This window comes from Massilia sp. BGA-UO-ETr-WB1, from assembly GCF_059567845.1.
Genome location: NZ_JCAQOT010000013.1, coordinates 242448 through 265113, shown reverse-complemented (window position 1 = coordinate 265113; position 22666 = coordinate 242448). Strand labels below are relative to the sequence as shown.

At 65.0% G+C, this 22666-nt stretch carries 20 protein-coding genes; 5 read left to right on the top strand and 15 right to left on the bottom strand.

Annotated elements, in window-relative coordinates; genetic code table 11:
• Nucleotides 1-13 precede the first annotated feature (13 nt).
• The 6 genes from AC56DV_RS02650 to AC56DV_RS02625 all read right to left on the bottom strand — a co-directional run bounded on the left by AC56DV_RS02650 (nucleotide 14) and on the right by AC56DV_RS02625 (nucleotide 7754).
• On the bottom strand, nucleotides 14-1390 hold the full coding sequence (locus AC56DV_RS02650) for a sigma-54-dependent transcriptional regulator (RefSeq protein WP_496312747.1): 1377 nt from the start codon (nucleotides 1388-1390) through the stop codon (nucleotides 14-16).
• A complete protein-coding gene (locus tag AC56DV_RS02645; RefSeq protein ID WP_496312746.1) occupies nucleotides 1359-3170 on the bottom strand; it encodes a sensor histidine kinase in 1812 nt (603 codons plus the stop codon). The genes AC56DV_RS02650 and AC56DV_RS02645 overlap by 32 nt, the downstream gene beginning before the upstream one ends.
• Before the next feature lie 81 nt (nucleotides 3171-3251).
• Nucleotides 3252-4055 (bottom strand): ABC transporter ATP-binding protein, encoded by an 804-nt coding sequence (locus AC56DV_RS02640; protein WP_496312954.1) that lies wholly within the window; start codon nucleotides 4053-4055, stop codon nucleotides 3252-3254.
• Between the two features lie 10 nt (nucleotides 4056-4065).
• A complete protein-coding gene (locus AC56DV_RS02635) occupies nucleotides 4066-4887 on the bottom strand; it encodes an ABC transporter permease (protein ID WP_496312745.1) in 822 nt (273 codons plus the stop codon).
• A gap of 12 nt (nucleotides 4888-4899) precedes the next feature.
• Complete coding sequence (locus tag AC56DV_RS02630) at nucleotides 4900-5889, bottom strand: ABC transporter substrate-binding protein (RefSeq protein ID WP_496312744.1); 990 nt, start codon at nucleotides 5887-5889, stop codon at nucleotides 4900-4902.
• Between the two features lie 239 nt (nucleotides 5890-6128).
• Entirely contained in the window at nucleotides 6129-7754 is a 1626-nt protein-coding gene (locus AC56DV_RS02625) for a POT-type proton-dependent oligopeptide transporter (protein WP_496312743.1), read from the bottom strand.
• Nucleotides 7755-7946: 192 nt separating this feature from the next.
• On the opposite strand from AC56DV_RS02625, the gene AC56DV_RS02620 reads away from it, so the two are divergent.
• The 3 genes from AC56DV_RS02620 to AC56DV_RS02610 all read left to right on the top strand — a co-directional run bounded on the left by AC56DV_RS02620 (nucleotide 7947) and on the right by AC56DV_RS02610 (nucleotide 12425).
• Nucleotides 7947-8672, top strand: a complete 726-nt coding sequence (locus AC56DV_RS02620) for a hypothetical protein (protein WP_496312742.1) — start codon at nucleotides 7947-7949, stop codon at nucleotides 8670-8672.
• 149 nt (nucleotides 8673-8821) lie between these two features.
• Nucleotides 8822-10444: an alpha-amylase family glycosyl hydrolase gene (locus AC56DV_RS02615; protein WP_496312741.1), complete on the top strand. Its 1623-nt coding sequence runs from the start codon at nucleotides 8822-8824 to the stop codon at nucleotides 10442-10444.
• Nucleotides 10445-10547: 103 nt separating this feature from the next.
• On the top strand, nucleotides 10548-12425 hold the full coding sequence (locus AC56DV_RS02610) for a glucokinase (RefSeq protein WP_496312740.1): 1878 nt from the start codon (nucleotides 10548-10550) through the stop codon (nucleotides 12423-12425).
• Between the two features lie 17 nt (nucleotides 12426-12442).
• Here the strand turns inward: AC56DV_RS02610 and AC56DV_RS02605 are convergent, their stop codons facing one another.
• The 7 genes from AC56DV_RS02605 to AC56DV_RS02575 form a co-directional block, all read right to left on the bottom strand.
• On the bottom strand, nucleotides 12443-14227 hold the full coding sequence (locus AC56DV_RS02605) for an ABC transporter ATP-binding protein (RefSeq protein WP_496312739.1): 1785 nt from the start codon (nucleotides 14225-14227) through the stop codon (nucleotides 12443-12445).
• Entirely contained in the window at nucleotides 14224-14796 is a 573-nt protein-coding gene (locus tag AC56DV_RS02600) for a TlpA family protein disulfide reductase (protein ID WP_496312738.1), read from the bottom strand. The genes AC56DV_RS02605 and AC56DV_RS02600 overlap by 4 nt, the downstream gene beginning before the upstream one ends.
• A complete protein-coding gene (locus tag AC56DV_RS02595; RefSeq protein ID WP_496312737.1) occupies nucleotides 14796-15368 on the bottom strand; it encodes a MauE/DoxX family redox-associated membrane protein in 573 nt (190 codons plus the stop codon). Before AC56DV_RS02595 ends, AC56DV_RS02600 begins: the two co-directional genes overlap by 1 nt.
• Entirely contained in the window at nucleotides 15365-16255 is an 891-nt protein-coding gene (locus AC56DV_RS02590; protein WP_496312736.1) for an SDH family Clp fold serine proteinase, read from the bottom strand. The genes AC56DV_RS02595 and AC56DV_RS02590 overlap by 4 nt, the downstream gene beginning before the upstream one ends.
• Nucleotides 16225-17268: an ATP-grasp domain-containing protein gene (locus AC56DV_RS02585; protein ID WP_496312735.1), complete on the bottom strand. Its 1044-nt coding sequence runs from the start codon at nucleotides 17266-17268 to the stop codon at nucleotides 16225-16227. Before AC56DV_RS02585 ends, AC56DV_RS02590 begins: the two co-directional genes overlap by 31 nt.
• Before the next feature lie 16 nt (nucleotides 17269-17284).
• On the bottom strand, nucleotides 17285-17500 hold the full coding sequence (locus AC56DV_RS02580; protein WP_496312734.1) for a hypothetical protein: 216 nt from the start codon (nucleotides 17498-17500) through the stop codon (nucleotides 17285-17287).
• A gap of 168 nt (nucleotides 17501-17668) precedes the next feature.
• On the bottom strand, nucleotides 17669-18337 hold the full coding sequence (locus AC56DV_RS02575) for a hypothetical protein (protein WP_496312733.1): 669 nt from the start codon (nucleotides 18335-18337) through the stop codon (nucleotides 17669-17671).
• A 130-nt stretch (nucleotides 18338-18467) separates the two neighbouring features.
• Here AC56DV_RS02575 and AC56DV_RS02570 point away from each other — a divergent pair, with 130 nt between their 5' ends.
• Nucleotides 18468-18995 (top strand): PadR family transcriptional regulator, encoded by a 528-nt coding sequence (locus tag AC56DV_RS02570; RefSeq protein WP_496312732.1) that lies wholly within the window; start codon nucleotides 18468-18470, stop codon nucleotides 18993-18995.
• 10 nt (nucleotides 18996-19005) lie between these two features.
• Nucleotides 19006-20280 carry an MFS transporter gene (locus AC56DV_RS02565; RefSeq protein ID WP_496312731.1) on the top strand — a complete coding sequence of 425 codons (1275 nt, stop codon included), beginning with the start codon at nucleotides 19006-19008 and terminating at the stop codon, nucleotides 20278-20280.
• Nucleotides 20281-20291: 11 nt separating this feature from the next.
• Here the strand turns inward: AC56DV_RS02565 and AC56DV_RS02560 are convergent, their stop codons facing one another.
• Both AC56DV_RS02560 and groL read right to left on the bottom strand, forming a co-directional pair.
• A complete protein-coding gene (locus AC56DV_RS02560) occupies nucleotides 20292-20813 on the bottom strand; it encodes a hypothetical protein (protein ID WP_496312730.1) in 522 nt (173 codons plus the stop codon).
• A gap of 199 nt (nucleotides 20814-21012) precedes the next feature.
• On the bottom strand, nucleotides 21013-22659 hold the full coding sequence (gene groL, locus AC56DV_RS02555; RefSeq protein WP_496312729.1) for a chaperonin GroEL: 1647 nt from the start codon (nucleotides 22657-22659) through the stop codon (nucleotides 21013-21015).
• Nucleotides 22660-22666 lie beyond the last annotated feature (7 nt).

The window sequence follows — 22666 nt, the reverse complement described above, 5'->3', positions numbered from 1 at the left end:
CTGCCTACTGTGCTTACTTTTTGCCAGTGCTGATCTGGTATTTTTTGAGCTTATCGTACAAGGTCTTGCGCGGGACGCTGAGGTTGTCGGCGGCGAGGGCGACGTTGCCGTCGGCGGCCGACAGGGCCTGTGCGATCAGGTCGCGTTCGAAGTTGTCGACTTGCTGGGGCAGGGAGGCGGTGTCGCCCATGGCGGCAGCAGTGGCGGCGGCGGGGACGCTGGCGGCGGCCGGTGCTAAGGGGGCCGAGGGCGCGGCGGCCGGGGCCAGGCCCAAGGCCAGGCGTTCGGCGAAGTTGCGCAGCTCGCGCACGTTGCCGGGCCAGTCGGCGGCCTGCCACGCGGCCATGTCCTGCGCGCTCCATTGCGGCAGCGGACGCTGGTAGCGCAGCGCGGCTTCCTGCACGAAGTGCGCCAGCAGCAGCGGAATGTCTTCGCGCCGGTCGCGCAGGCGCGGCAGGTCGATCGTCACCACGCCGATGCGGTAGTACAGGTCTTCGCGGAACAAGCCTTGCGCGCTCAGTTGCAGCAGGTCCGCCTTGCTGGCGGCGACCACGCGGCAGTCCAGCGCCACGCCCTCGTTGGCGCCCAGGCGCTCCAGGCGGCGTTCCTGCAGCACGCGCAGCAGCTTCACTTGCAGCGCCATCGGCATGCTTTCGATTTCATCCAGGAAGACGGTGCCGCCGTTGGCGTATTCAAGCTTGCCGATGCGGCGCTTCTGCGCGCCGGTGAAGGCGCCCGCTTCGTGGCCGAAGATCTCGCTCTCGAACACGGACTCCGGCAGCGCACCGCAGTTGATGGCGACGAAGTTGCCCTTGCGGCCGCTGGCCGCGTGCAGCAGGCGCGCCATCACCTCCTTGCCGGTGCCGGTCTGGCCGTTGATCAGGATGTCCACGCCGGCCGGCCCCACGTTGCGCACCAATACCTTCAGGTGCTCGATGGCCGGCGAGCGGCCGATCAGGTCCGGCGTGTCCGGATGCAGGGCGCGGGCGGCGCGCAGTTCGCGGTTCTCCAGCACCAGGCTGCGGCGCTCCTGCGCGCGGCGCACCGCGTCCATCAGGCGCTCGGAGGCGAAAGGCTTCTCGATGAAGTCGTAAGCGCCGCTGCGCATGGCGGCGACGGCCATGGTGACGTCGCCGTGGCCGGTGACGACGATGACCGGCAGCTCCGCGTCCAGCGTGGTCACCTGCGCCAGCAGCTCCAGCCCGGAGCGTCCGGGCAGGCGCACGTCGGTGACGACCACGCCGGGGAAGTCGGCGCGCAGCAGCGGCAGCGCTTCCTCGGCGCTGGCGCAGGCCTGCACGGTAAAGCCGCCCAGTTCCAGCGTCTGCGCGGTGGCCAGGCGCAGCGCGGCTTCGTCTTCAATGAGGATGGCTTGCATCTTTGCTTGCATCGTTGCTTTCCAATTGCAGCGGCAGGCGCAGCACGAATTGCGCGCCCCCGCCGGGAAGATTATGCGCCGTCAGCTGGCCGTTCATCGCCTGCACGATGGACGACGAGATGGCCAGGCCCAGCCCGAGGCCTTTGCCGGACGGCTTGGTGGTGTAAAAGGGTTCGAACAGATGCGCCGCCACCTGCTCCGGGATGCCGCCGCCGCTGTCGCTGATGCGCACCTCCGCGTGGCCGTCCACGCGCTCCAGCGTGATGGACACCTGGCGCTGCGGAGCGTCCTCCACCGCGTCCAGCGCGTTGCGCAGCAGGTTGATGAGCACCTGCTCGATGCGCACCGCGTCGCCCGCGACCAGCAGCGGGGCGGCGTCCGCAGCGGGAGCTCCGGTGTCGATGGCCAGCACTACGCCGTGTCGGCGGAACTCGCTCTCCATCATGAACGCCGACGCGCGCACGGACTTGGACAGCTCCACCGCGCATATCGATTCATCCTTGCGCGCAAAGCCCTTCAGCTGCGCGATGATGGCGCCCATGCGCGCGCTGGCGTCGCCGATGTGGCCCAGGTTGGCCTCGGCCTGCGCCGGCTGGCCGCGCTGCAGGAAGGTGCGGGCGTTGTCGGCGAAGGCACGGATGGCCGCCAGCGGCTGGTTCAGCTCATGCGTCACGCCCGCCGCCATCTGCCCCAGCATGGCCAGCTTGCCCGCTTGTACCAGCTCATTCTGCGTGGAGCGCAGCATCTGCTCGGTCGCTTTCAGGCGCGCGTATTTGTTTTCCAGATCCTGGTTGGTCTCGCGCAGCTGCTGCGTGCGTTCGACGATGCGGCTATCCAGTTCGCGCGCGGCCTGCTGCAAGGCCTGGCGCGACTCATGCCGTTCCTCCAGCCGGCGCCGGCGCTGGTGCAGCGCCCACCAGGTGACGGCCGCGCTGGACAGCAGCAGGAAGGCCGCCAGCGCCCATTGCAGGCCGGCGCGCATCACCCGCGTCTGCGCCGGGAACAGCATCAGCTGCCAACCCAGGCGGCCCACCGGCCGCGCCGCGAACTGGCCCGGATGCTCGGCCAGCGGCGTGACCGTCTGGCCCATGTACTGCTGCGTGTGCGCCAGCTCGCGCATGGTGGCCGCGCCCAGCGGCTGCAGGCTGCGGTAGCGCCACTGCGGCTGGTTGCTGAGGAAGATCACGCCATGCCGGTCCGCCAGCGCGATGGCGTGCTCGCTGCTGCGCCAGGTCTGTTCAAAGTCCGCCAGGCTGATTTTGGCCACCACCACGCCCGCCACCGGCCCGCCGGCCGTGCCGTTGCGGTACACCGGCTGCGCGATGAAGTAGCCCGCCTCGCTGGTGCTGGTGCCGATGCCATAGAACAGGCCCGCGCGGCCGTGCAGCGCTTCGTTGAAATAGGGGCGGTACGAAAAATTCTTGCCGACGAAGCCGAGCGGCTGGTCCCAGTTGCTGGCGCCGAGGGTCAGGCCGGTGCGGTCCATCATATAGATGGCGCCCACCTTGGCCTGCTGCTGGATGGTTTGCAGCGACCGGTTCAGGCGCGCGATGGCGGCGGCGTCGGTGGGGTTGGCCAGGGCCTGGATCAGGTCCGGCTGGAAGCCCAGCACGAAGGGCAGGGTTTCATACTTCTCCATGGCGGACTGCAGGTCCGGCGCCATCAATTCCAGCTGGCGCCGGCCCTGCTCCATCAAATCCGCCTGCGCGCGCAGCATGCCGGCCCAGCCGGCCGCCGCGATCACGGCGGCGGCGCCCAGCAAGGCCAGTACTCTGATCAGTTTTGCGCGCATGGAGCGATTTTACATCGGGGTCAGTTCCGGCATCGCGCCATGCCTGGCTGCATGGCGCGATGCCGGAACTGACCCCGTCTTTTAGTCGACGGCGGCCATGCGCATTTCGTCGTTGTGGTGACGCTGCTGCTCTTCCATCACCAGCATGCCGAGTTCGCGCTTGAGGGCGTTGAATTCGGCCGAGGACGGGTCGCGCAGGCGCGGCAGGTCGACCATGATGTCGCGCTTGACGGTGCCGGGGCGATAGGTCATCACCACGATGCGGTCAGCCATGTAGATCGCTTCCTCGATGCTGTGCGTGACGAAGATGATGGTCTTCTTCAGTTCGGCCCAGATGCGCAGCAGCTCGTCCTGCAGGTTGCGGCGGGTGAGGGCGTCCAGCGCGCCGAACGGTTCGTCCATCAGCATGATGGGCGAATCCAGCGCCAGTACGCGGGCGATCGCCACGCGCTGGCGCATGCCGCCCGACAGGTCTTTCGGGAAGCGGTGGCGGAAGTCGCTCAGCGACAGCATGTTGAGCAGCTTCGATACGATCTGCTCGATCTCGCCCTTGGACATGCCCTTGATTTCCAGGCCGAAGGCGATGTTCTTCTCCACCGTCATCCACGGGAACAGCGCGTATTCCTGGAACACCATGCCGCGCTCGGGACCGGGGCCGGTCACGATGCGGCTGTCGGCGGTGATCTCGCCGCTGGACGGCAGCGAGAAGCCGGCGATGGCGTTCAGCAGCGTGGATTTGCCGCAGCCCGATGGCCCCAGCAGGCACACGAACTGGCCCTGCGGGATTTCCAGGTTGATGTCTTTCAGGGCCACCACTTCGCGGTCGGTGCTCTTGAACACCTTGTTCACGCCGCGCACGGCGATGTGGCTGAAGTTCTTTTCCATTTTGCTCATCTCAGTTCTCCAGGCCACGGTGCCAGCGCAGCAAATGATTGTTCAGTTTATTCATGCCGATGTCGATGAACAGGCCCAGCAGGCCGATGCTGATCATGCCGGCGATGATTTTGTCGGACCAGAAGTACTCGCGCGCTTCCAGGATGCGGAAACCGAGGCCGTTGTTCACGGCGATCATCTCGGACACGATCACCACGATGAAGGCGGTGCCGATGCCGATCCGCACGCCGGACAGGATGTAGGGCACGGCCGCCGGCAGCATCACGCGCACGAACATGGTGCGCTGGCTCACGCCGAGGTTGCGCGCGGCGCGGATGTAGATGCCGTCCACCTGGCGCACGCCGGCGATGGTGTTCATCAGCACCGGGAAGAAGGCGCCGATGGCGATCAGGAACACGGCCGGCGCGTTGCCCAGGCCGAACCACAGGATCGACAGCGGAATGTAGGCGATCGGCGGGATGGGGCGCAGCAGCTGCATCAGCGGGTTGAACCAGGAGTAGGCGCGCGGGCTGGAACCCATCATCAGGCCGAGCGGCAGCGCCAGGCCGGCGCCGACCGCGAAGCCGACCACCACCCGGTACATGCTGCCCAGCGTGTCCATCCACAGTTCGCCCGACATGGCCCACGACAGCCACGAGGTGGCGGCCGGGTCGTACGCGGTGAGCGGCAGCGCGTACTCGATCAGCTTCTGCACCACCGCCACCGGCGACGGCAGCACCTGCGGATTGACCCAGCCCAGCATGGCGCTGGCTTGCCACAGCAGGACGACGACGGCGGGCACCACCAGCCCGGTGCCGATTTCATGCCAGTTCAGTTTTTTCATGATGTCCCCGCTTTATTTGATGTTCAGGCTTTTCTTCGCTTCGTCCAGCAGGTCGGTCTTGACCCACTCGGTGGCCACCGGCGGCTTGCGCATCTTGCCCACGCCGGTCTTGGCCATCACGTCCGTGGTGATCTGGATGTGCTGCGCGGTCACGTCGTAGCTGTAAGGCGAATTGCTGATGGCGTCCTGGAAGTCGTCGGCCGTGATCTGGTTCTTGAAGATCACTTCGCGCACGTACTTCTCGGCGGTCGGCTTGCTGTCGATGAAGGTCTTGGTGGCCTGCACGAAGCAGTTCATGAACTTGGCGGCGGTGGCGCGGCGCTCCTTGTAGAACTTCTCGCTCATCACCATGGTGCGCACCGGCTCGCCGATCGGCGTGTCGTAGGGCTTCATCACTTCCACGCCGAAGCCCTTGTTGATGGCCTGCGACGATTGCGGCTCCGATTGCATGATGGCGTCCAGGTTCTTGCCGAGCAGGGCCTGGTTCAAGTCCGCAAACGCCAGGAAGATCAGCTGCACGTCCTTGCCCGGCTGGTCGGAGAAGGTGATGCCGGCCTGCTGCAGTTCGGCCGCCAGCAGCACCTCGTGGATGCCGCCGCGCGTGACGCCGACCTTCTTGCCCTTCAGGTCCCTGATGGACTTGATGCCGCCGTCGGGGCGCGCGACCAGGCGCGCGCCGCCTTTTGCGAAACCGGCCACCACGTAGATGGGCGCACCGTTGGCGCGGCCCTGGATCGCCGCTTCGGAGGCGGTGGCGCCTACGTCCAGTTCACCGGCCAGGATGGCCTGCATCACGTCCGGGCCTTTGGCGAAGATGTGTTCTTCCACCTTGATGCCGCACTTGGGCGCGATCTCCTTGATGTACGACACGGCGCCGTAGTGCGCGAATTTGAGGTTGCCGAGGCGGACCACTTCCTGCGCCTGGGCGCTGGTGGCGGAAGCGGCGAATGCGGCTGCGATGGCGAAGGGAATGGCGCGGGTGATGTTCTTGCTGATGCTCATGTTCGTCTCCTGAACGGGTTTGTTGTAAGGAGCTATTGAGCAGAAACCGTGCCACGCAGGCCGAAAAAGCCAAGTGCTTGATTTGATTCGTTTGGTGCGCTGCCGCATGGCGGCGGACCGGAAGCGGGCCTGGCGAAAACCCGGAATCCGCGCCATGCCTTGTGCGGATTTCCGCCGAAATGAAAACAGCCCGCACGGGGCGGGCTGCAAGGATTGCAAGGACTGCTAATGCGGCCGGATTACGTGGCCTTTGGCTCCGGCGTGCCGTAGCACGGATTCGGCTCGGGCTCCACGCGGTAGTTGTCCACCATTTTGTAGCGCATCGCATAGAGCGCGAAGGCGAGCGCGGTGAGCATGGCGAAGCCGGCGAAGAAGAACATCTGGAACGCGATCACGCTCAAGCCGCTGTTGGCGATATGGCCCAATACCACGTCGTTCTTCACGCTGGAGTTCACGATCAGCACCCACAGGTTGCCGACGGTGACGGCCAGGGTCCAAAAGCTCATGATGGAGCCCTTCATCGATGGCGGCGCCTGGCTGTAGGCGAATTCCAGGCCGGTGGCCGACACCAGTACTTCGCCCAAGGTCAGCAGCGCGTACGGCAGCAGCTGCCACAGGATGGACATCGGCGTGCCGCCGTCCATCATCACCTGCACCCAGCCGATCACGATCCATGACAGCGAGGAGATGGCGATGCCCGCGCCCATGCGGCGCAGCGCGGTCGGTTCGATGCCCATCTTGCGTATCATCGGGTAGACCACCAGGTTGTTGAGCGGGATCAGCAGCATTACCAGCAGCGGGTTCAGCGCCTGCATCTGCGCCGGCAGCACCTTGAACTCCCAGCCGAAGATGGACAGCAGGGGGCTGGTCATGGAGTTGGCCTGCACGATCCAGGTGGAGGCCTTCTGGTCGAACAGGGACCAGAACGGCGTCACCAGCGCGAACACCACCAGGATGCGCAGCACGGCGCGCACGCCTTCCACCGCTTCGTCCGGGTGCTGGCCGCGCGCGCGTTCCAGCTGCATGGCGGTGCCGACGCCGCCGAACGCCAGCAGCAGCACCAGCGCGAAGCAGGCCGATATGACGAAGCCCCAGGACGGCGCCATGCACAGCGACACCACCGCGCCCAGGGCGCCGATGACGGCGATGGCCAGGCCGGGACGCGACTGGCCGGGCAGCTTGGTCATCAGCGCGGTGCGGGCCACGCGGGTAAACGAGTCCGGGCTGGGCGCGGCGGGCGGCACGTGCACATAGCGCTTGCGGCCGAGGTAGAAGATGACGGTGGCAATCAGCATCAGGATGCCGGGAATGCCGAAGGCGATGGCCGGGCCCAGGTTCTTCAGGAACAGCGGCATCAGCAGCGAGGCGAAGAAGGAGCCGAAGTTGATCATCCAGTAGAAGGCGTCGTACACGGTCTTGGCGCGGTTCTTGTTGGTCTGGTCGAACTGGTCGCCCACGAAGGCCGACACCAGCGGCTTGATGCCGCCCGCGCCGAAGGCGATCAGGAACAGGCCGAAGTAGAAGCCCTGCAGATTGTCTTCAAATATGGCAAGGCAGGCGTGGCCGCAGACGTAGACAAGGCTCATCCAGAGGATGGTGTTGTACTTGCCGAAGTAGCGGTCGGAGATCCAGCCGCCCAGCAGGGGGAAGAAGTACACGCCGATCACGAAGGTGTGGAATACGTGCTTGGCCTCGCTCACGCGGTCCGCCATCGGCACGAACAGCAGCAGGGTGCTGATCAGGAATGGCGTGAGGATGTTGCGCATGCCGTAAAAGCTGAACCGCTCGCATCCCTCGTTGGCGATGATGAACGGTATCTGCCGAGGCATCGGGCCGTTGCCCGTTTGTAGATCAGCTTGCGCCATTTGGTCTCCCTGGATTTAACTGATCGGGATGCTATGCCGAACCCGTCCTGTTTGGCAACTGGTATATGCAAGTTGCGTTCTTCTTCGGGCATGGCCGGCGTTGCGCACGATTGACAAATGATAAAGGCGCTGCCGGGTAGGAATGCCAGCATGCAGTAGTGCCAAACTGCGGCACGCACCGAGGGGGATATCATGAAACCGTGGAAAATTGCTTTTTGTTCAACTATCTGCTTGGTACTGTCTGCGCCGCTTGCCGCGCTGGCGGTGGAGAAGATCTCCAATGGCGGCTTCGAGTCGGGCGCTATCAATGGCGGCTGGCTGAAGATTAACCGCGACGGCAGCTATGGAGATTGGTATATCGACGGTTTCCCCCCGGCGCACAGGGAAACTATCGGCCCGGCCTCCGGGAAGTATTTCGCGGTGACGGACCAAGGCGGGCCCGGCAGCCTCGGATTGCTCCAGCCTTTCCAGCTCGCGCCCGGACTGTCCAGTGTGGTGCTGTCCTTCGACATGTTCCGCACGAACTTTGACGGCGCCGCCGCGTCGGTTCATCCCGCCGGACTGGACCACAATTTCTATCCCAACCAGCATGCGCGGGTTGACATCATCAACGCTGCCGCAACGGACTGGCTTTCGACCGCCCCGGGCGACGTGGTGGTCAATGTTGTGGCGCCCGGTGTCGACCCCGGTACCGGCCCCCAGCCCTATATCCACTACGAATTCGACCTGACCTCCGCGCTGAGTGCAGGCGGCGCCTTTTATTTGCGGTTCGGCGAAGTCGACAACCAGCAGCCGCTTACCGTCGGCGTCGACAATGTCAGCCTGCTCGCGGTGCCCGAGCCCGAGACCTGGCAGGCGCTGACGGCCGGCCTGTTGCTGCTGTTGGCGTTTGGATGTAGGTCAAAATATGTAGTTTAACTACGTATGTATGGCTGGTATGTTGGTTGATATTCGACTAGTCTATTGATTTTAAAGGATATATTCTTAATATCAACCTCAAGTGATGGGATTGAAAGAAATAATACGATCATGTATATTGTCTACAAATTCATCACTTGGATACCGACATGAGCAAACAATTGTCCCCGAACTGGTGGCGCGAAGCGATCATCTACCAGGTTTATCCGCGCAGCTTCAAGGACAGCAACGGCGATGGCGTGGGCGACCTGCCCGGCATTACCGCCAAGCTGGACTACATCGCGCAGCTGGGCGTGGACATTGTCTGGATCTCGCCGTTCTTCAAGTCGCCGATGAAGGACTTCGGCTACGACATTTCCGACTACTGCGATGTCGATCCCCTGTTCGGCACCCTGGCCGACTTCGACGCCCTGATCGCCAAGGCGCACAGCCTGGGCCTGAAGATCATGATCGACCAGGTGATGTCGCACACGGCCGAGGACCATCCGTGGTTCGCCGAAAGCCGCCAAAGCCGCGACAACCCGAAGGCCGACTGGTACGTCTGGTCCGACCCGGCGCCGGACGGCTGCCCGCCGAACAACTGGATGTCCGTGTTCGGCGGCTCGTCCTGGCAGTGGGACTCGCGCCGCAAGCAGTATTACATGCACAACTTCCTGGTCAGCCAGCCGGACCTGAACTTCCACAACCCGGAAGTGCAGCAGGCGCATCTGGACGCGCTGCGTTTCTGGCTGGAGCGCGGCGTGGACGGCGTGCGCATGGACGCCTGCAATTTCCACTTCCACGACCGCCAGCTGCGCAGCAACCCGCCGGCGCTGGTGCGCGACACGTCCACCGTCACGGACGTGAACCCGTACGGCATGCAGGCCCACATCCACGACAAGACCCAGCCCGAGAACGTGGCCTTCCTGCGGAAGCTGCGCAAGCTGCTGGACGAATACGGCGCGGTCGCCATCGGCGAAGTGGGCGCGGACGATTCGCTGGCCGTGATGGCCGAATACACCGAAGGCGGCGACAAGCTGCACATGGCCTACAGCTTCAACCTGCTCACGCCGGTGTGCTCGGCCAAGCATATCCGCTCGCAGGTTGAGCAGTTCGGCGCGCGCGTGAAGGACGGCTGGGCCTCCTGGTCGGTGGGCAACCACGATTCCATCCGCGTGATGACGCGCTGGGGCGGCGACAACCCTTCGCCGGAAATGGCCAAGCTGGTGCTGGCCATGCAGCTGTCGCTGAAAGGCACGCCGTGCCTGTACCAGGGCGACGAGCTGGCCTTCACCGAGGCCGACGTGCCTTACGAGCTGCTGCAGGACCCGTACGGCATCACCTTCTGGCCGGAATTCAAAGGCCGCGACGGCTGCCGCACGCCGATCGCGTGGAGCCAGGACGCCAACGGTGGCTTCACCAGCGGCAAGCCATGGCTGCCGGTGGACGAGCAGCACATCGCCCGCGCCGCTTCGGTGCAGGAAGCCGACGCCGCCTCGCCGCTGGCGTTTGCGCGCAAGATCATCGCCTGGCGCCGCACCATGCCGCAACTGAGTCGCGGCGACGTGGTGTTCTTCGATACGCCGGAACCGGTGCTGGCGCTGCGCCGCGACCTGGCGGGCGAACGCAGCGTGCTGGCCGTGTTCAACCTGGGCAAAGAGCCGGTGACGGTCGCCTTGCCGCAGGCGGCCGGCGCCGAAACGATCGCCGCGCCGGGGCTGCCGGGCGAGGCGGGCGCGGACGGCAGCGTGAAGCTGCCAGCTTACGGAGCGTGGTTCGGCTACGCGGCATAGCAAATGTAACGCCCGCGATGCGGGCGTTTGCTTTTATACATCGCGTATTTCGGGTATCCTTGCCGCCTTCCGGGCGTAACTTCCCAACACGACAAAATCGACGATGAGACAAGCTGAAGTTGACCAAAAAACCAGCCGCACGGCTTTCGCGGACGGTCCGCGCCTGCTGGCGGACATTGGCGCCACGCATGCGCGCTTCGCGCTGCAAACCGGCCCGTCCGAGTTCCGCGCCGTGCGCGTGCTCAAGTGCGACGACTTCACCGGCATCGTGCCGCTGCTGCGCACCTATCTGGCCGACCATGCGGACATCACGCTGAACCACGCCGCGCTGGCGGTGGCCAACCCGGTCAGCGGCGACTACGTGCGCATGACCAACCGCGACTGGGAATTCTCCACCGACGAAGTGCGCCGCGCCCTGGGCCTGCACACGCTGCTGGTGGTGAACGACTTCACCGCGCTGGCCATGTCGCTGCCGGGCCTCAAGCCGGCGGACCTGATGCAGGTAGGCGGCGGCGCCCCGGCCAGCAATTCCGTGATCGGCGTGCTGGGGCCGGGCACCGGCCTGGGCGTGTCCGGCGTGATCCCGACGGTGGACGGTTTCGTCACTCTCGGCTCGGAAGGCGGCCACACCAACTTCGCCCCGGCCGACGAGCGCGAATACGCGATCCTGCAGTACGCGTGGCAGACCTGGCCGCACGTGTCGACCGAGCGCCTGATTTCCGGCCCCGGCATGGAGATCATCTACCGCGCCATCGCCAAGCGTAACGGCCGCAACGTGAAGGACCTGAACGCGCAGGAGATCATGGCCGGCGCGCTGACCGACAAGGATCCGCTGTGCCTGGAAGTGCTGGAGTGCTTCTGCGCCATGCTGGGCGGCGCCAGCGCCAACCTGGCGGTGACGCTGGGCGCTTTCGGCGGCATCTTCATCGGCGGCGGCATCGTGCCGCGCATGGGCGACTGGTTCGCCACCTCGCCGTTCCGCGCGCGCTTCGAAGCCAAGGGCCGCTTCACCACCTATCTGTCCGAGATTCCCACCTACGTCATCACCACGCCGAATCCGGCGTTCTACGGCGTGGCGACGATTTTGTCCGAACACCTGCGCGGCCGCAGCGGCGCCAATACGCTGATGGAGCGCGTGCAGCATCTGCAGCACGAGCTCACGCCGGCCGAGCAGCGCGTGGCCGCGCTGGTGCTGGAGCAGCCGCGCCTGGTGCTCAACGAGCCTATCGCCGACATCGCGCGCCTGGCCGAGGTGAGCCAGCCGACCGTGATCCGCTTCTGCCGCTCGCTGGGCTTCTCCGGCCTGGCCGACTTCAAGCTGAAGTTCGCCAGCAGCCTGACCGGCGCGATCCCGGTGCGCCACAGCCAGGTGCGCGTCTCCGACAGCACGCACGACCTGAGCGCCAAGGTGATCGACAACACCGTGTCCGCCATCCTGAAGTTCCGCGACCAGCTGGACGTGCGTTCGCTGGACAAGGCGATTGCGCTGGTGGCCAAGGCCAAGCGCATCGAGTTCTTCGCGATGGGGAATTCGCGCGTGGTGGCGCTGGACGGCCAGCACAAGTTCTTCCGCTTCCGTATTCCGACCGCGGCTTACGGCGACTCGCACCTGTTCGTGCTGGCGGCCGGCCTGCTGAAGCCGGGCGACGTGGTGATCGCCATTTCCAATTCCGGCAAGCTGCCGGAGCTGCTGGACGCGGTGGACGCGGCGCGCGCCGCCGGTGCGGACGTTATCGCCATCACCAGCAGCCAGTCGCCGCTGGCCAAGCGCGCCTCGGTGTGCCTGGCGGTGGACCATTCGGAGGACAGCACCACTTTCCTGTCGATGATCTCGCGCATCCTGCAGCTGCTGCTGATCGACATCCTGTCGGTGGGCATTTCGGTGGACGCGCAGAACGCCGAGCTGGTGCTGGAACGCAAAGCGGGCGAGGGCGTGGAAGCCGACAGCCGCCGCCTGCTGATCTCGCACCTGGACAGCTAGTCATTTTTGGCGGCGGCTCAGACCACGCTGAGTTGCCGCTGCCCCGCCAGCTGATGTTCCATCAGCTGGTAATACAGCCCCGTTTCATGCTGCATCAATTCCCGGTGCGAGTCCTGCTGCACCACGCGGCCCTGGTCCAGCACCAGGATGCGGTCCGCCTTAACGATGGTGGAATAGCGATGCGCGATGATGATGGTGGTGCGGCCTTCCATCAGCCGGTCCAGCGCCTGCTGCACTTGCAGCTCGCTGGCTGAATCGAGCGCGCTGGTGGCTTCGTCCAATATGAGTATCGCCGGGTCGCGCAGCAGCGCGCGCGCTATGGCCACGCGCTGCTTCTGGCCGCCGGACAATTGCACGCCACGGTCGCCGACGATGGTCTGGTAGCCGTTCGGGAAGGCGGCAATGAAGTCGTGCGCATGCGCCGCCCTGGCGGCGCGTTCCACCTCGGCCAGGCTGGCTTCCCGGTCCGGCACGGCGAAGGCGATGTTCTCGTAGATGCTGCCCGAGAACATGGACGGTTCCTGCTCCACGATGGCGATATTGGCGCGCACCGCCGTGCCGCCCAGCGTGGCGGCGTCCACGCCGTCGAAGGAGATCTTGCCGCTGTCCGGTGCGTAAAAGCCCAGCAGCATCGCCGCGATGGTGGACTTGCCCGCGCCGGACGGGCCGACCAGCGCAATCTTCTCGCCCACTTGCACCGTGAAGCTGACGCTGTCCAGCGCGCGCCGTTCCGGCCGCTCGGGGTAGTGGAAGCTCACGCCGCTGAAGCGGATATGGCCTGCAAAGCGGCCCGCGCCTGCGGCTGGCAGGGGCGGCTTGCCGCCACTGGCGCCGCCGGCCCCGGCCCCGCTGCCGGCATCGCCCATTATCTCGAACACCCGCTCGGTGGCGCCGATGGTGCGCATCCAGTCGCTCCAGGCGTCGCTCACCGCGCCGGCAGATTCGGACACCATGTTGGCGTACACCAGGAAGGCTGTCAGCTCGCCTATCGTCAGCTCGCCCCTGCCTATCATGCGGGCGCCGAACCACAGCGTGGCCAGCAGCGCCAGGTAGACCAGCATGGACGACATTCCGCGGAACGCGGCGAACATGCGCGTGGCGGACACCGATACCTGCAGCGACCGTTCGCTGGCCGTGAAGTAGCGCGCGATGGCGGTGCGGTGCTGGTTGAAGGCGCGCACCAGGCGGATGTTGGCGAAGTGCTCATTGGCCACCTTGCCGCATTCGGCCTGGCTGCCCTGGATGTCGCCGGACAGGCCGCGCAGGCTTTTGCCGCCCCACTTGGCGAGCAGCATGGTGGCGGGCACGAAGAACACCAGGATCAGGCTCAGTGCCGGCGAGATCGTCAGCAGCATGACGGTGCCGCCAATGAACACGAAGAGCGACCGCAGCGCGATCGGCAGGCCGGTGCTCAGCGTGTCGTGCAGCACTTCGGCGTCCGCGCTCAGGCGGCTGGTCAGTTCGCCCACGTTGTGCTTGTCGTAGAAGCCGATGGGCTTGTGCATCAGCGCGCCGTACAGCAGGCGCCGCGCGCGCGTGACGATCATGTAGCCGGTGGTTTCGAACAGGTAGTAGCGCAGCGTGCTGGCGGCGGCTTGCGCGGTCAGCACCGCCAGCATGGCCAGCGCCAGGCTGGTGTACCACGCGCTGCTGCGCTGGGTATTGACGTTGTCGATGAAGTAGGACAGCGCGCGCGGGTAGATCAGCTGGATGGCGACGGTGACGGCCATCACGCACAGGGCCGCGCACAGCCTGGGCGCGAAGGGGCGCAGCAGTTGCAGGCGCTGGAGGTGGGGATTCACGCGGCCTCCCGCTCGCCTTCGCTGGCGGGCATGCCGTGCAGCTGGTCCTGGAAGCTGCTCCAGTTCTCGTCGCCGATGATGCCGCCGGCCTGCATGCGCGCATGTTCGTCCAGGAAGACGTAGTAGGGCGAGGTCATGGTGGGGTTGAGCGCCTTGTAGCCCTTGGTGCCGACGCGCGCGGCGACGGCGGCCAACTGCGTGCCGGCCAGGAAGCGCCGCAACCGCCAGGCCGGCTCGCGGCTCACCAGGCGCAGGTCCACGCCTGCTTGCTGCGCCAGCGGCAGCAGGGCGGCGATCTCGGGCAGCTTGCCACGGCACTTGGGGCAGGTGCTGGACAAGAACAGCAGCACCGACGGCTGTCCTTCGCCGTCCAGTGCCAGCGTGGCGCCGCCTTGCAGGCTGCGCGCGTGCACGGGCGGTATGCGTTCGCCTTCGGGCAGCGTGAACGGCGTGTTGGCCGCAGCGGCGGCGTTGCGGCTGGCGTTGAGCACGGACAGCGTCAGTTTCAGGTTCAGCGCCAGGCCGAAAGCCAGTACGCCGAGGATAAGGTAAAGGGTGTTGGTGTCCATCAGGCCAGTCCTTCACCGGAGTGCGCCAGCAGCATGGCGATTTCGTGGAACTCCACGGCCAGCACGGTGAGGAACGCGGCCAGGCCCGCCGCCAGGAACCAGGCTTCGCTGCTGAGGGGCGCCGTGGCGACGCCGCCCATGCCCGTGCCCGCGTAGGCCAGGTAGAAGGCGATGCAGGCCATCACCAGCACGTTGCGCAGCAGGTCGAAGGGCGACACCGAGCGTCCCGCTTCGCCGAAGCAGCTGCAGCGCACGATGCCCTCCTGGACGTACTTGCGCGCCACCAGCGCGGTGAACACTGCAAACATCGCCAGCGCCGCCGCCATCGCGGCATAAGCGATTCCGCCGCCAGTGCCGATCCCGCCGCCCAGCGCGATGACGGCGGCGAGCAGCAGCTCCGTGGCGGCAACGGCGGGCGCCAGCACCCTGGCGGCGCGCGTGCCCACGCCGAAGGACTCGGTGAGGTTCTGCCGGAACTCGCCCAGCGTGCGCAGTTTGCCCACCGCCGCCACGAGCAGCAGCATGGCCGTAAAGCAGCGGAACACTTCCGCCATATAGACGCCCGCCGTCATGCCGTCTTCGCCCCCAACTCGCGCCACGGCGACACGAACCCGCCACTGCGCTTGCTGCGCACGCGGGTGCCGTCGCGGGTGGCCAGCAGCGCGTCATGCCACGGCTGGTCCGGCGTCTCGCACACGCCGCGTCCCACCAGCGCATGCAGCGCCTGCGAGATCTGCCACGCGTGGTCCTCCACCGCCTCGTGGCGGCGCACCTTCAGTCCCATGCGTTCCAGCTCGCCGCCCGTGATGGCGTAGTTGTGCGAGTGGTAGCCATACATCAGCTGCTGCACGACGGCCTTGCGTTTCGCATCGTCCTGGCCCGGCAACTGGTGGCGCAGCAGCTCCCCTGCAATCTGTTCCACTTCCTGTGCGCTGCGGTAGAAAGCCGTCAGCGTGGGCGGGAAGATGCTGCCGCATAGCAGCGACAGCGCCTGTTCCTGCGCCTGCGCCGATTCGGCGCCGAACCAGTCCTTGCTCATGTCGCCGAAGCGCCTGATATCCAGGCAGGACAGCATGGAGTCCCCATCCCCGCCGGCGCCGCCGTGCAGCTGCGGATCGATGGGCGAGAAGATGGCCAGGTCGCCGGCGATGATCTCGTCCGCCGCCAGCGCCATCAGCGTGGCCGACGATTCGCAGTAGTGCGGCACGATGAAACTCAAGTGATGGGTGAACTGGCGCAGCAGCAGGGCCAGGCGGCGCGCGCCGTTGACCACGCCGCCACGGCTTTGCAGCAGCACGTCCAGGCGCCGGGTATGGCCGATATCGCGGCACTGCTGGTACAGCGCGGGCAGCAGTTCGATTTCCAGCGTGGACGCGGCCAGCACCAGCACGCGGCTGTCGCGCAACTCTTCGATGGCGGTGATGTGATTCAGTGCGGGAAATTGCTCTGCCTGCGGCATTCCGCCTCCATGATCAGCCGGCCCGCAAGCGCTTCCAGCATTTTAAATTCGGGTATCAGCTGCTGGACATACCAGAACTGGCCGCCGGGATTGTTTTCCAGGAAAATATATTCGCCGTCCGGAGTCACAATAAAGTCCAGGGCGCCGTAATTCAAGCCATAACTGCTGATAAATTGCAGGCAACGCCGCTGCATATCGTCCGGCAGCGTGCACGCCTCATATTGAATGGGCGCCGACATATCGCGCGAATCGATTGCGGTGCGGGCGTCGTCCTGGCTGTTTATCTTGGCCGCGAATACCTGCGAGCCGATGATGGTCACTCTTAATTCATATTGTTTCGGTATATATTCCTGAAAATGGCAAGCCAATTCGCTCACCGCGTCCAGGCTATCCATCATGTCGTCGGTAATGATGGTGGTGCCGATGCCGGCGGAGATGCGGTCCTCTTCGGCCACCTGGTCGGCGCCCAGCAGCGGGCTGGACATAGATTTGAATACCAGGTCGCCCGCGATGGACGCCTTGAAGGCGCGCACCTGGTCCGGCGAATTGGTGACCAGCGAGGCCGGCACACGGAAACCCATGCGCCGCGCGCGAAGTAACTGCTCACCTTTCCATTGCGCGCCGCGCACCGCCAGCGGGTGGCTCATCCAGTAACAGTCCATGCTGTACAGCAAGCCAAATAGCGCGTGTTCGGTTTCCTGCTCGGCGTAAGCCCGCTCCTGCGGCGCCAGGTCCGCGCTGGGGAAGACGAATTCGCCGGCCTTGCGCAGCCAGGTCGCGCCCACGGTATCGAGCTGCACGGCTTTGCCGCTGGGCAGGTGGACGATGCCGGCCTGCATGCCGCCGGCGTTGAAGGTTTGCTGGATCTGGTAGTCGCGCGGAAAGGCGTCGAGGTTCAGGCGGAAGTGGGGGCGGTCTTTGGCGGACAGGTGGGAAACGAGCAGGTCCGCGTGCAGATCGGTACTGTTGGTGACGATCAGTATCATCGTGAGCAAGGCCTTGCCCAAAGGCAAGGCCTATCGCTGCTGATTAGCAGTACACGCCGGAGTCGCCGCCAGCGCCGACGGAATAGCGCTCGGACGGGAAGGAGCAGCCGGCGGCGGCTACGCCGTCACGGGATTTCCATTGCGCTTCCGGCTTGGCCTGGGTTTCGGTTTTTTTCTCAGCCAGTTTAAATGCAAACAGCTTTTTCTCTTGTTGATTATTCATTTGCTCGTCTTTCTCTGTGTAGGTGAAAGAAAACATGGTTGCCGTCATGCGGCAGTAAAAATGTATCGCATGGCTTGCTTATGCGTCAAGCATATATTTAATTAAATAATAACTTCAATCTGGCAAGTTAATTAATTGCGATATGAAAGTAAAAAAGCCCCTTGCGGGGCTTTTGCGGGCTTTCGAATTCGGAGCGCGGCGTATTTATTCGCTGGCCTGGCGCACCACCAGGTCCAGCAGCGCCTGGGCGCTCTGGATCGCCGAGGAGGCGCGCGCGTCCTTGGCCAGGGTTTCGAAGGTGCCTTGCGTGAAGTACAGGCCGTCCGACGCCAGGAAGCCGATGCGCAGGTGGCCGGGGCCCGGCGGCGGCATGCGGCCGCGCGCGGCCAGCGTGGCCTGGCGCAGCGCCGGCTTGGCGGTTTCCACCAGCGCCTTGGCGCTGGCCGCCACCGCGTCCGGCGCGCCTTCGAAGACGGCGAACTTGCCGGTCTGGTTGATGTAGCGCACGGTGCCGTCCGCATACGCGGCCAGCACGTCCAGGCCTTCGTCGAGCGGCACTTCCACGATCACGCCCAGCAGCTCGTGGGCAGGCACCGGATGGCCGTTTTCGCGCAGCCAGTTGCAGGCCAGGATGCGTACGCGGCTTTCCTCGTCGTGGTCCTCGGCGATGGTGCGCACCACGGAGGCGTCGGCCTGTTCGCCGAACAGCGCCGTCTCCGTACCCTGCGGTTTGTAGAGCGACGTTTCATCGCAGAACAGCAGGTTGTAAATCAGATTGAGCTCGTCCTGCTTGTAGGGAGCGCTGAGAGCAGCAGGGCCGGCTGGCGCCGCTGGGGCTTTTTTTCCGAAGAGGGCTAGTAGTTTTTTGAACATGGGACAGGACAACGGGACAGAGCTTGCATGATACGGCAATGCGGGAAATCAGGTGGCACAAAAAAATCTTGAAATTTAGAAAAAACTGGTTAAGATATATCTTAGCTCGATATATCTTATGGAGAATCCCATGTTCCACTTTTTCAAAGGCCACCACCGCTTCCACCCCCACATGCACGGCCACGGCCACCATCGCGGCGGCGGCGGGCGCGGTCCCAAAATGTTCGATGCCGGCGCCATGCGCTACGTGGTGCTGCAGCTGATCGCGGAGAAGCCGCGCCACGGCTACGAAATCATCAAGGAGCTGGAGCAGCGCACCGGCGGCAGCTACTCGCCCAGCCCGGGCGCGATCTATCCGCTGATGGCCATGCTGTACGACATGGGCCACGTGTCGATCAGCCATGACGGCCCGAAGAAGCTGCACACCGTCACGCCGGACGGCCAGGCCTTCCTCGATGAAAACCGCCAGATGGTGGACGCCATGATGGCGCGCCTGGGCGAGCCGGCCGAGGCCGGCGGCGACCTGCGCTCGCTGATGCATGAACTGAAGGAAGCGGTGATCCGGCGCGCGCGCGACGGTTCGGCGGACGAAACACGGCTGCAGCATATTCGCGCTATCCTGCGCAAAGCTGCCGCCGACATCAACCAACTCGATTGAACGGAAGCCTATGACCAATGTCTCCCCTGTTTCCCCTGTACCCCCGGCAGCGCCGGTATCGGCCACGCGCGAGCGCCTGATCCTGTGGCTGCTGGCGCTGACCCAGTTCACCGTCATCATGGACTTCATGGTGATGATGCCGCTGGCGCCGCAGCTGATGCAGGCCTTCGGCAAAACGCCGGCCGCCGTGTCGGGCGCGGTGTCGGTGTATTCCTGGTGCGCCGGCCTGTCCGGCCTGCTGGCCATGACCTATATCGACCGCTTCGACCGCAAGCGCCTGCTGCTGGCGATGTTCTTCCTGTTCACCGTATCGAACCTGGCCTGCGCGCTGGCGCCGAACTTCCACGTGCTGGTGCTGTCGCGCGCCTTTGCCGGCTTGACCGGCGGCGTGCTGGGCGCGATCTGCATGGCCATCATCGGCGACCTGGTGCCGCCCGAGCGGCGCGGCGCGGCCACCGGCATCGTCATGACCTCGTTCAGCCTGGCCGCGATTGCCGGCGTGCCGGCGGGCGTGATGATGTCGGCCCATTTCGGCTGGCAGTCGGCGTTCTATCTGCTGGTGGGCTTCTCGGTGCTGATCTGGTGCGTGGCGCTGCGCGCGCTGCCGTCCATGTCCGCGCACCTGGCGGCGGCGCCAGTGCCGGTGGCGCGCATCCTGCCCGAGCTGGTGGGCATGTTCCGCGTGCCGGCGCACTTGCAGGCCTTCGCGCTGTCGGGCATGACGATGATGTCCGGCATGCTGGTGATCCCCTTCATTTCCCCGGTGCTGGTGGCCAATTACGGCGTGCAGCCGGCCGAGATCACCTGGATTTACCTGGCCGGCGGGCTGGCCACGCTGTTCAGCGCGCGCCGCATCGGCGCCTGGGCGGACCGCGCAGGCAAGCAGCGCGTGTTCCGCTGGGTGGCGGCGTTTTCCATCGTGCCGCTGATGCTGATCACGCACTTGCCGCATTTGCCGCTGATCGGCCTGGTGTTGATGTTCCCGTTCTTCATGACGGCGCTGTCGGGCCGCAGCGTGCCGCTGCAGGCCCTGATGACGACGGTGCCGGAGCAGTCGAAACGCGGCGCGTTCCTGAGCGCCAATTCGGCGGTGCAGCAGATGGGGACGGGGCTGGGCGCTTTCGTCGGCGGGCTCTGGCTGAGCACCGACGCGGGCGGGCACATTGCAGGCTACGGCTACAACGGCTGGGCCGCCGCCGCGCTGACAGTGATGGCGATACTGTGGATCAGCCGCGTGCAAAGCGCAGCGGTGGCGGCGCCCGCCGCAGCGCGTTCCGCCGCGTAAGCCGCCAAAGATCAGTCGCCCGGGCCGCTGCGCAGCAGCGGCTTTTTCTCTTTGCGCCACTGCTCCAGCGTCATCGGTTCGCCGCTGACATCGTCATCCACCAGGATCTCGCCGTCGGACTGCGCCACCAGGAAGCTTTCCCAGCGCTGCGCCGCGTCGCTGCTGTTCTCGACAAAGCTCAGCTGGTAATACTGCTTGCCTTTCACGGTGCGCAGTTGCGCGTCGTACTCCATCAGCGCGCCGCGCGCCTGGCCTTTCGATTCCGTCTCTATCCTGTCCGCCCACGCCTTCAGCTCCGGCAGCGCCATCAGCGCCGCCACCGCCTGTTCGCGGCTCAGCGCGCCCTTGGCGGCAGGCGCTTGCAGCGCGGCGCTGCCCGCGCTGGCGGCACTGGCCACGGCGGCGGCCGGCGCTGCGGGTTGCGCCTCCTGGCGCGTCGAGTACAGATAATAAGCACCCAGGCCAGCCGACAGCAGCCCGGCCAGCGTCCCGGCAATCGCGGCGGTTTTGGAATTCGAAGAGCGCGGTGCCATCGGATGAGAGCCTTGTCATGGAGAGAGGAAAGTTGCGGCCATACTAAACCAAGCGAACCCGCGCAGCAACTTGCTTATTGCGGCTTTGGCGGCGAGGCAAGCGGCGTCCGGCTGACCTTGGGCAAATAAAAAGCCCGCAAGGCGCGAACCTTGCGGGCTTGTCAGCGATGAACCGGTGCGGTTCGGCGCGGAACGGCTATTACATCATGCCGTCCATGCCGCCCATGCCACCCATACCGCCCATGCCACCCATACCGCCGGCTGGCTTGTCTTCGTTGATTTCAGCAACCATGCAGTCGGTGGTCAGCATCAGGCCAGCGATCGACGCTGCGTTCTGCAGAGCCGAGCGGGTTACTTTGGCTGGGTCCAGCACGCCCATTTCAACCATGTCGCCGTAGGTGCCGTTCGACGCGTTGTAGCCGTGGTTGCCGGAACCGGCCAGCACTGCTGCAACCACCACCGATGCTTCTTCGCCGGCGTTTTGCACGATCATGCGCAGAGGCTCTTCCATCGCGCGCAGAACGATCTTGATGCCAGCTTCCTGGTCAGGATTGTCGCCTTTGACGGTCAGGGCTGCACGGGCGCGCAGCAGGGCCACGCCGCCGCCTGGCACGATGCCTTCTTCAACCGCAGCGCGGGTGGCGTGCAGTGCATCTTCCACGCGGGCTTTCTTTTCTTTCATTTCAACTTCGGTGGCAGCACCGACTTTGATCACGGCAACGCCGCCGGCCAGCTTGGCTACGCGTTCTTGCAGTTTCTCGCGGTCGTAGTCCGAGGTCGCTTCTTCGATCTGCACGCGGATCTGCTTGACGCGCGCTTCGATGTTGGAACCGTCGCCGGCGCCATCGATAACGATGGTGTTTTCCTTGCCCACTTCGATGCGCTTGGCCTGGCCCAGTTCCGCCAGGGTGATTTTTTCCAGGGTCAGGCCGATTTCTTCAGCAACAACCTGGCCGCCGGTCAGCACGGCGATGTCTTCCAGCATGGCTTTGCGGCGGTCGCCGAAGCCTGGGGCTTTCACTGCGCAGGTTTTCAGGATGCCGCGGATGTTGTTCACAACCAGGGTCGCCAGCGCTTCGCCTTCGATGTCTTCAGCGATGATCAGCAGTGGACGGCCAGCTTTGGCAACTTGTTCCAGTACCGGCAGCAGGTCGCGGATGTTGGAGATTTTCTTGTCGCACAGCAGGACGAATGGATTGTCCAGGATGGCAACTTGCTTCTCCTGGTTGTTGATGAAGTATGGCGACAGGTAGCCGCGGTCGAACTGCATACCTTCAACGATGTCCAGCTCGTCGTTCAGCGACTTGCCGTCTTCCACGGTGATAACGCCTTCCTTGCCCACTTTTTCCATCGCTTCAGCGATGCGCTCGCCGATCGAGTAGTCGGAGTTGGCCGAGATCGCGCCAACCTGGGCGATTTCCTTGGTGGTGGTGCATGGACGGGCCAGGATGGCGATCTGCTCGACGGTGGCAGCAACTGCCTTGTCGATGCCGCGCTTCAGGTCCATCGGGTTCATGCCGGCGGCAACGAACTTCATGCCTTCGCGCACGATAGCCTGGGCCAGCACGGTCGCGGTGGTGGTGCCGTCGCCGGCGTTGTCGCTGGTTTTGGAAGCAACTTCCTTCACCATTTGCGCGCCCATGTTCTGCAGCTTGTCTTTCAGTTCGATTTCTTTGGCGACCGATACGCCGTCCTTGGTAACGGTAGGGGCGCCGAAGGAGCGCTCCAGCACCACGTTACGGCCCTTAGGACCCAGGGTAACTTTGACTGCGTTGGCGAGGATGTTCACGCCTTCAACCATCTTGGCGCGCGCTGCGTCGCCGAATACTACGTCTTTAGCTGCCATGTTCGAA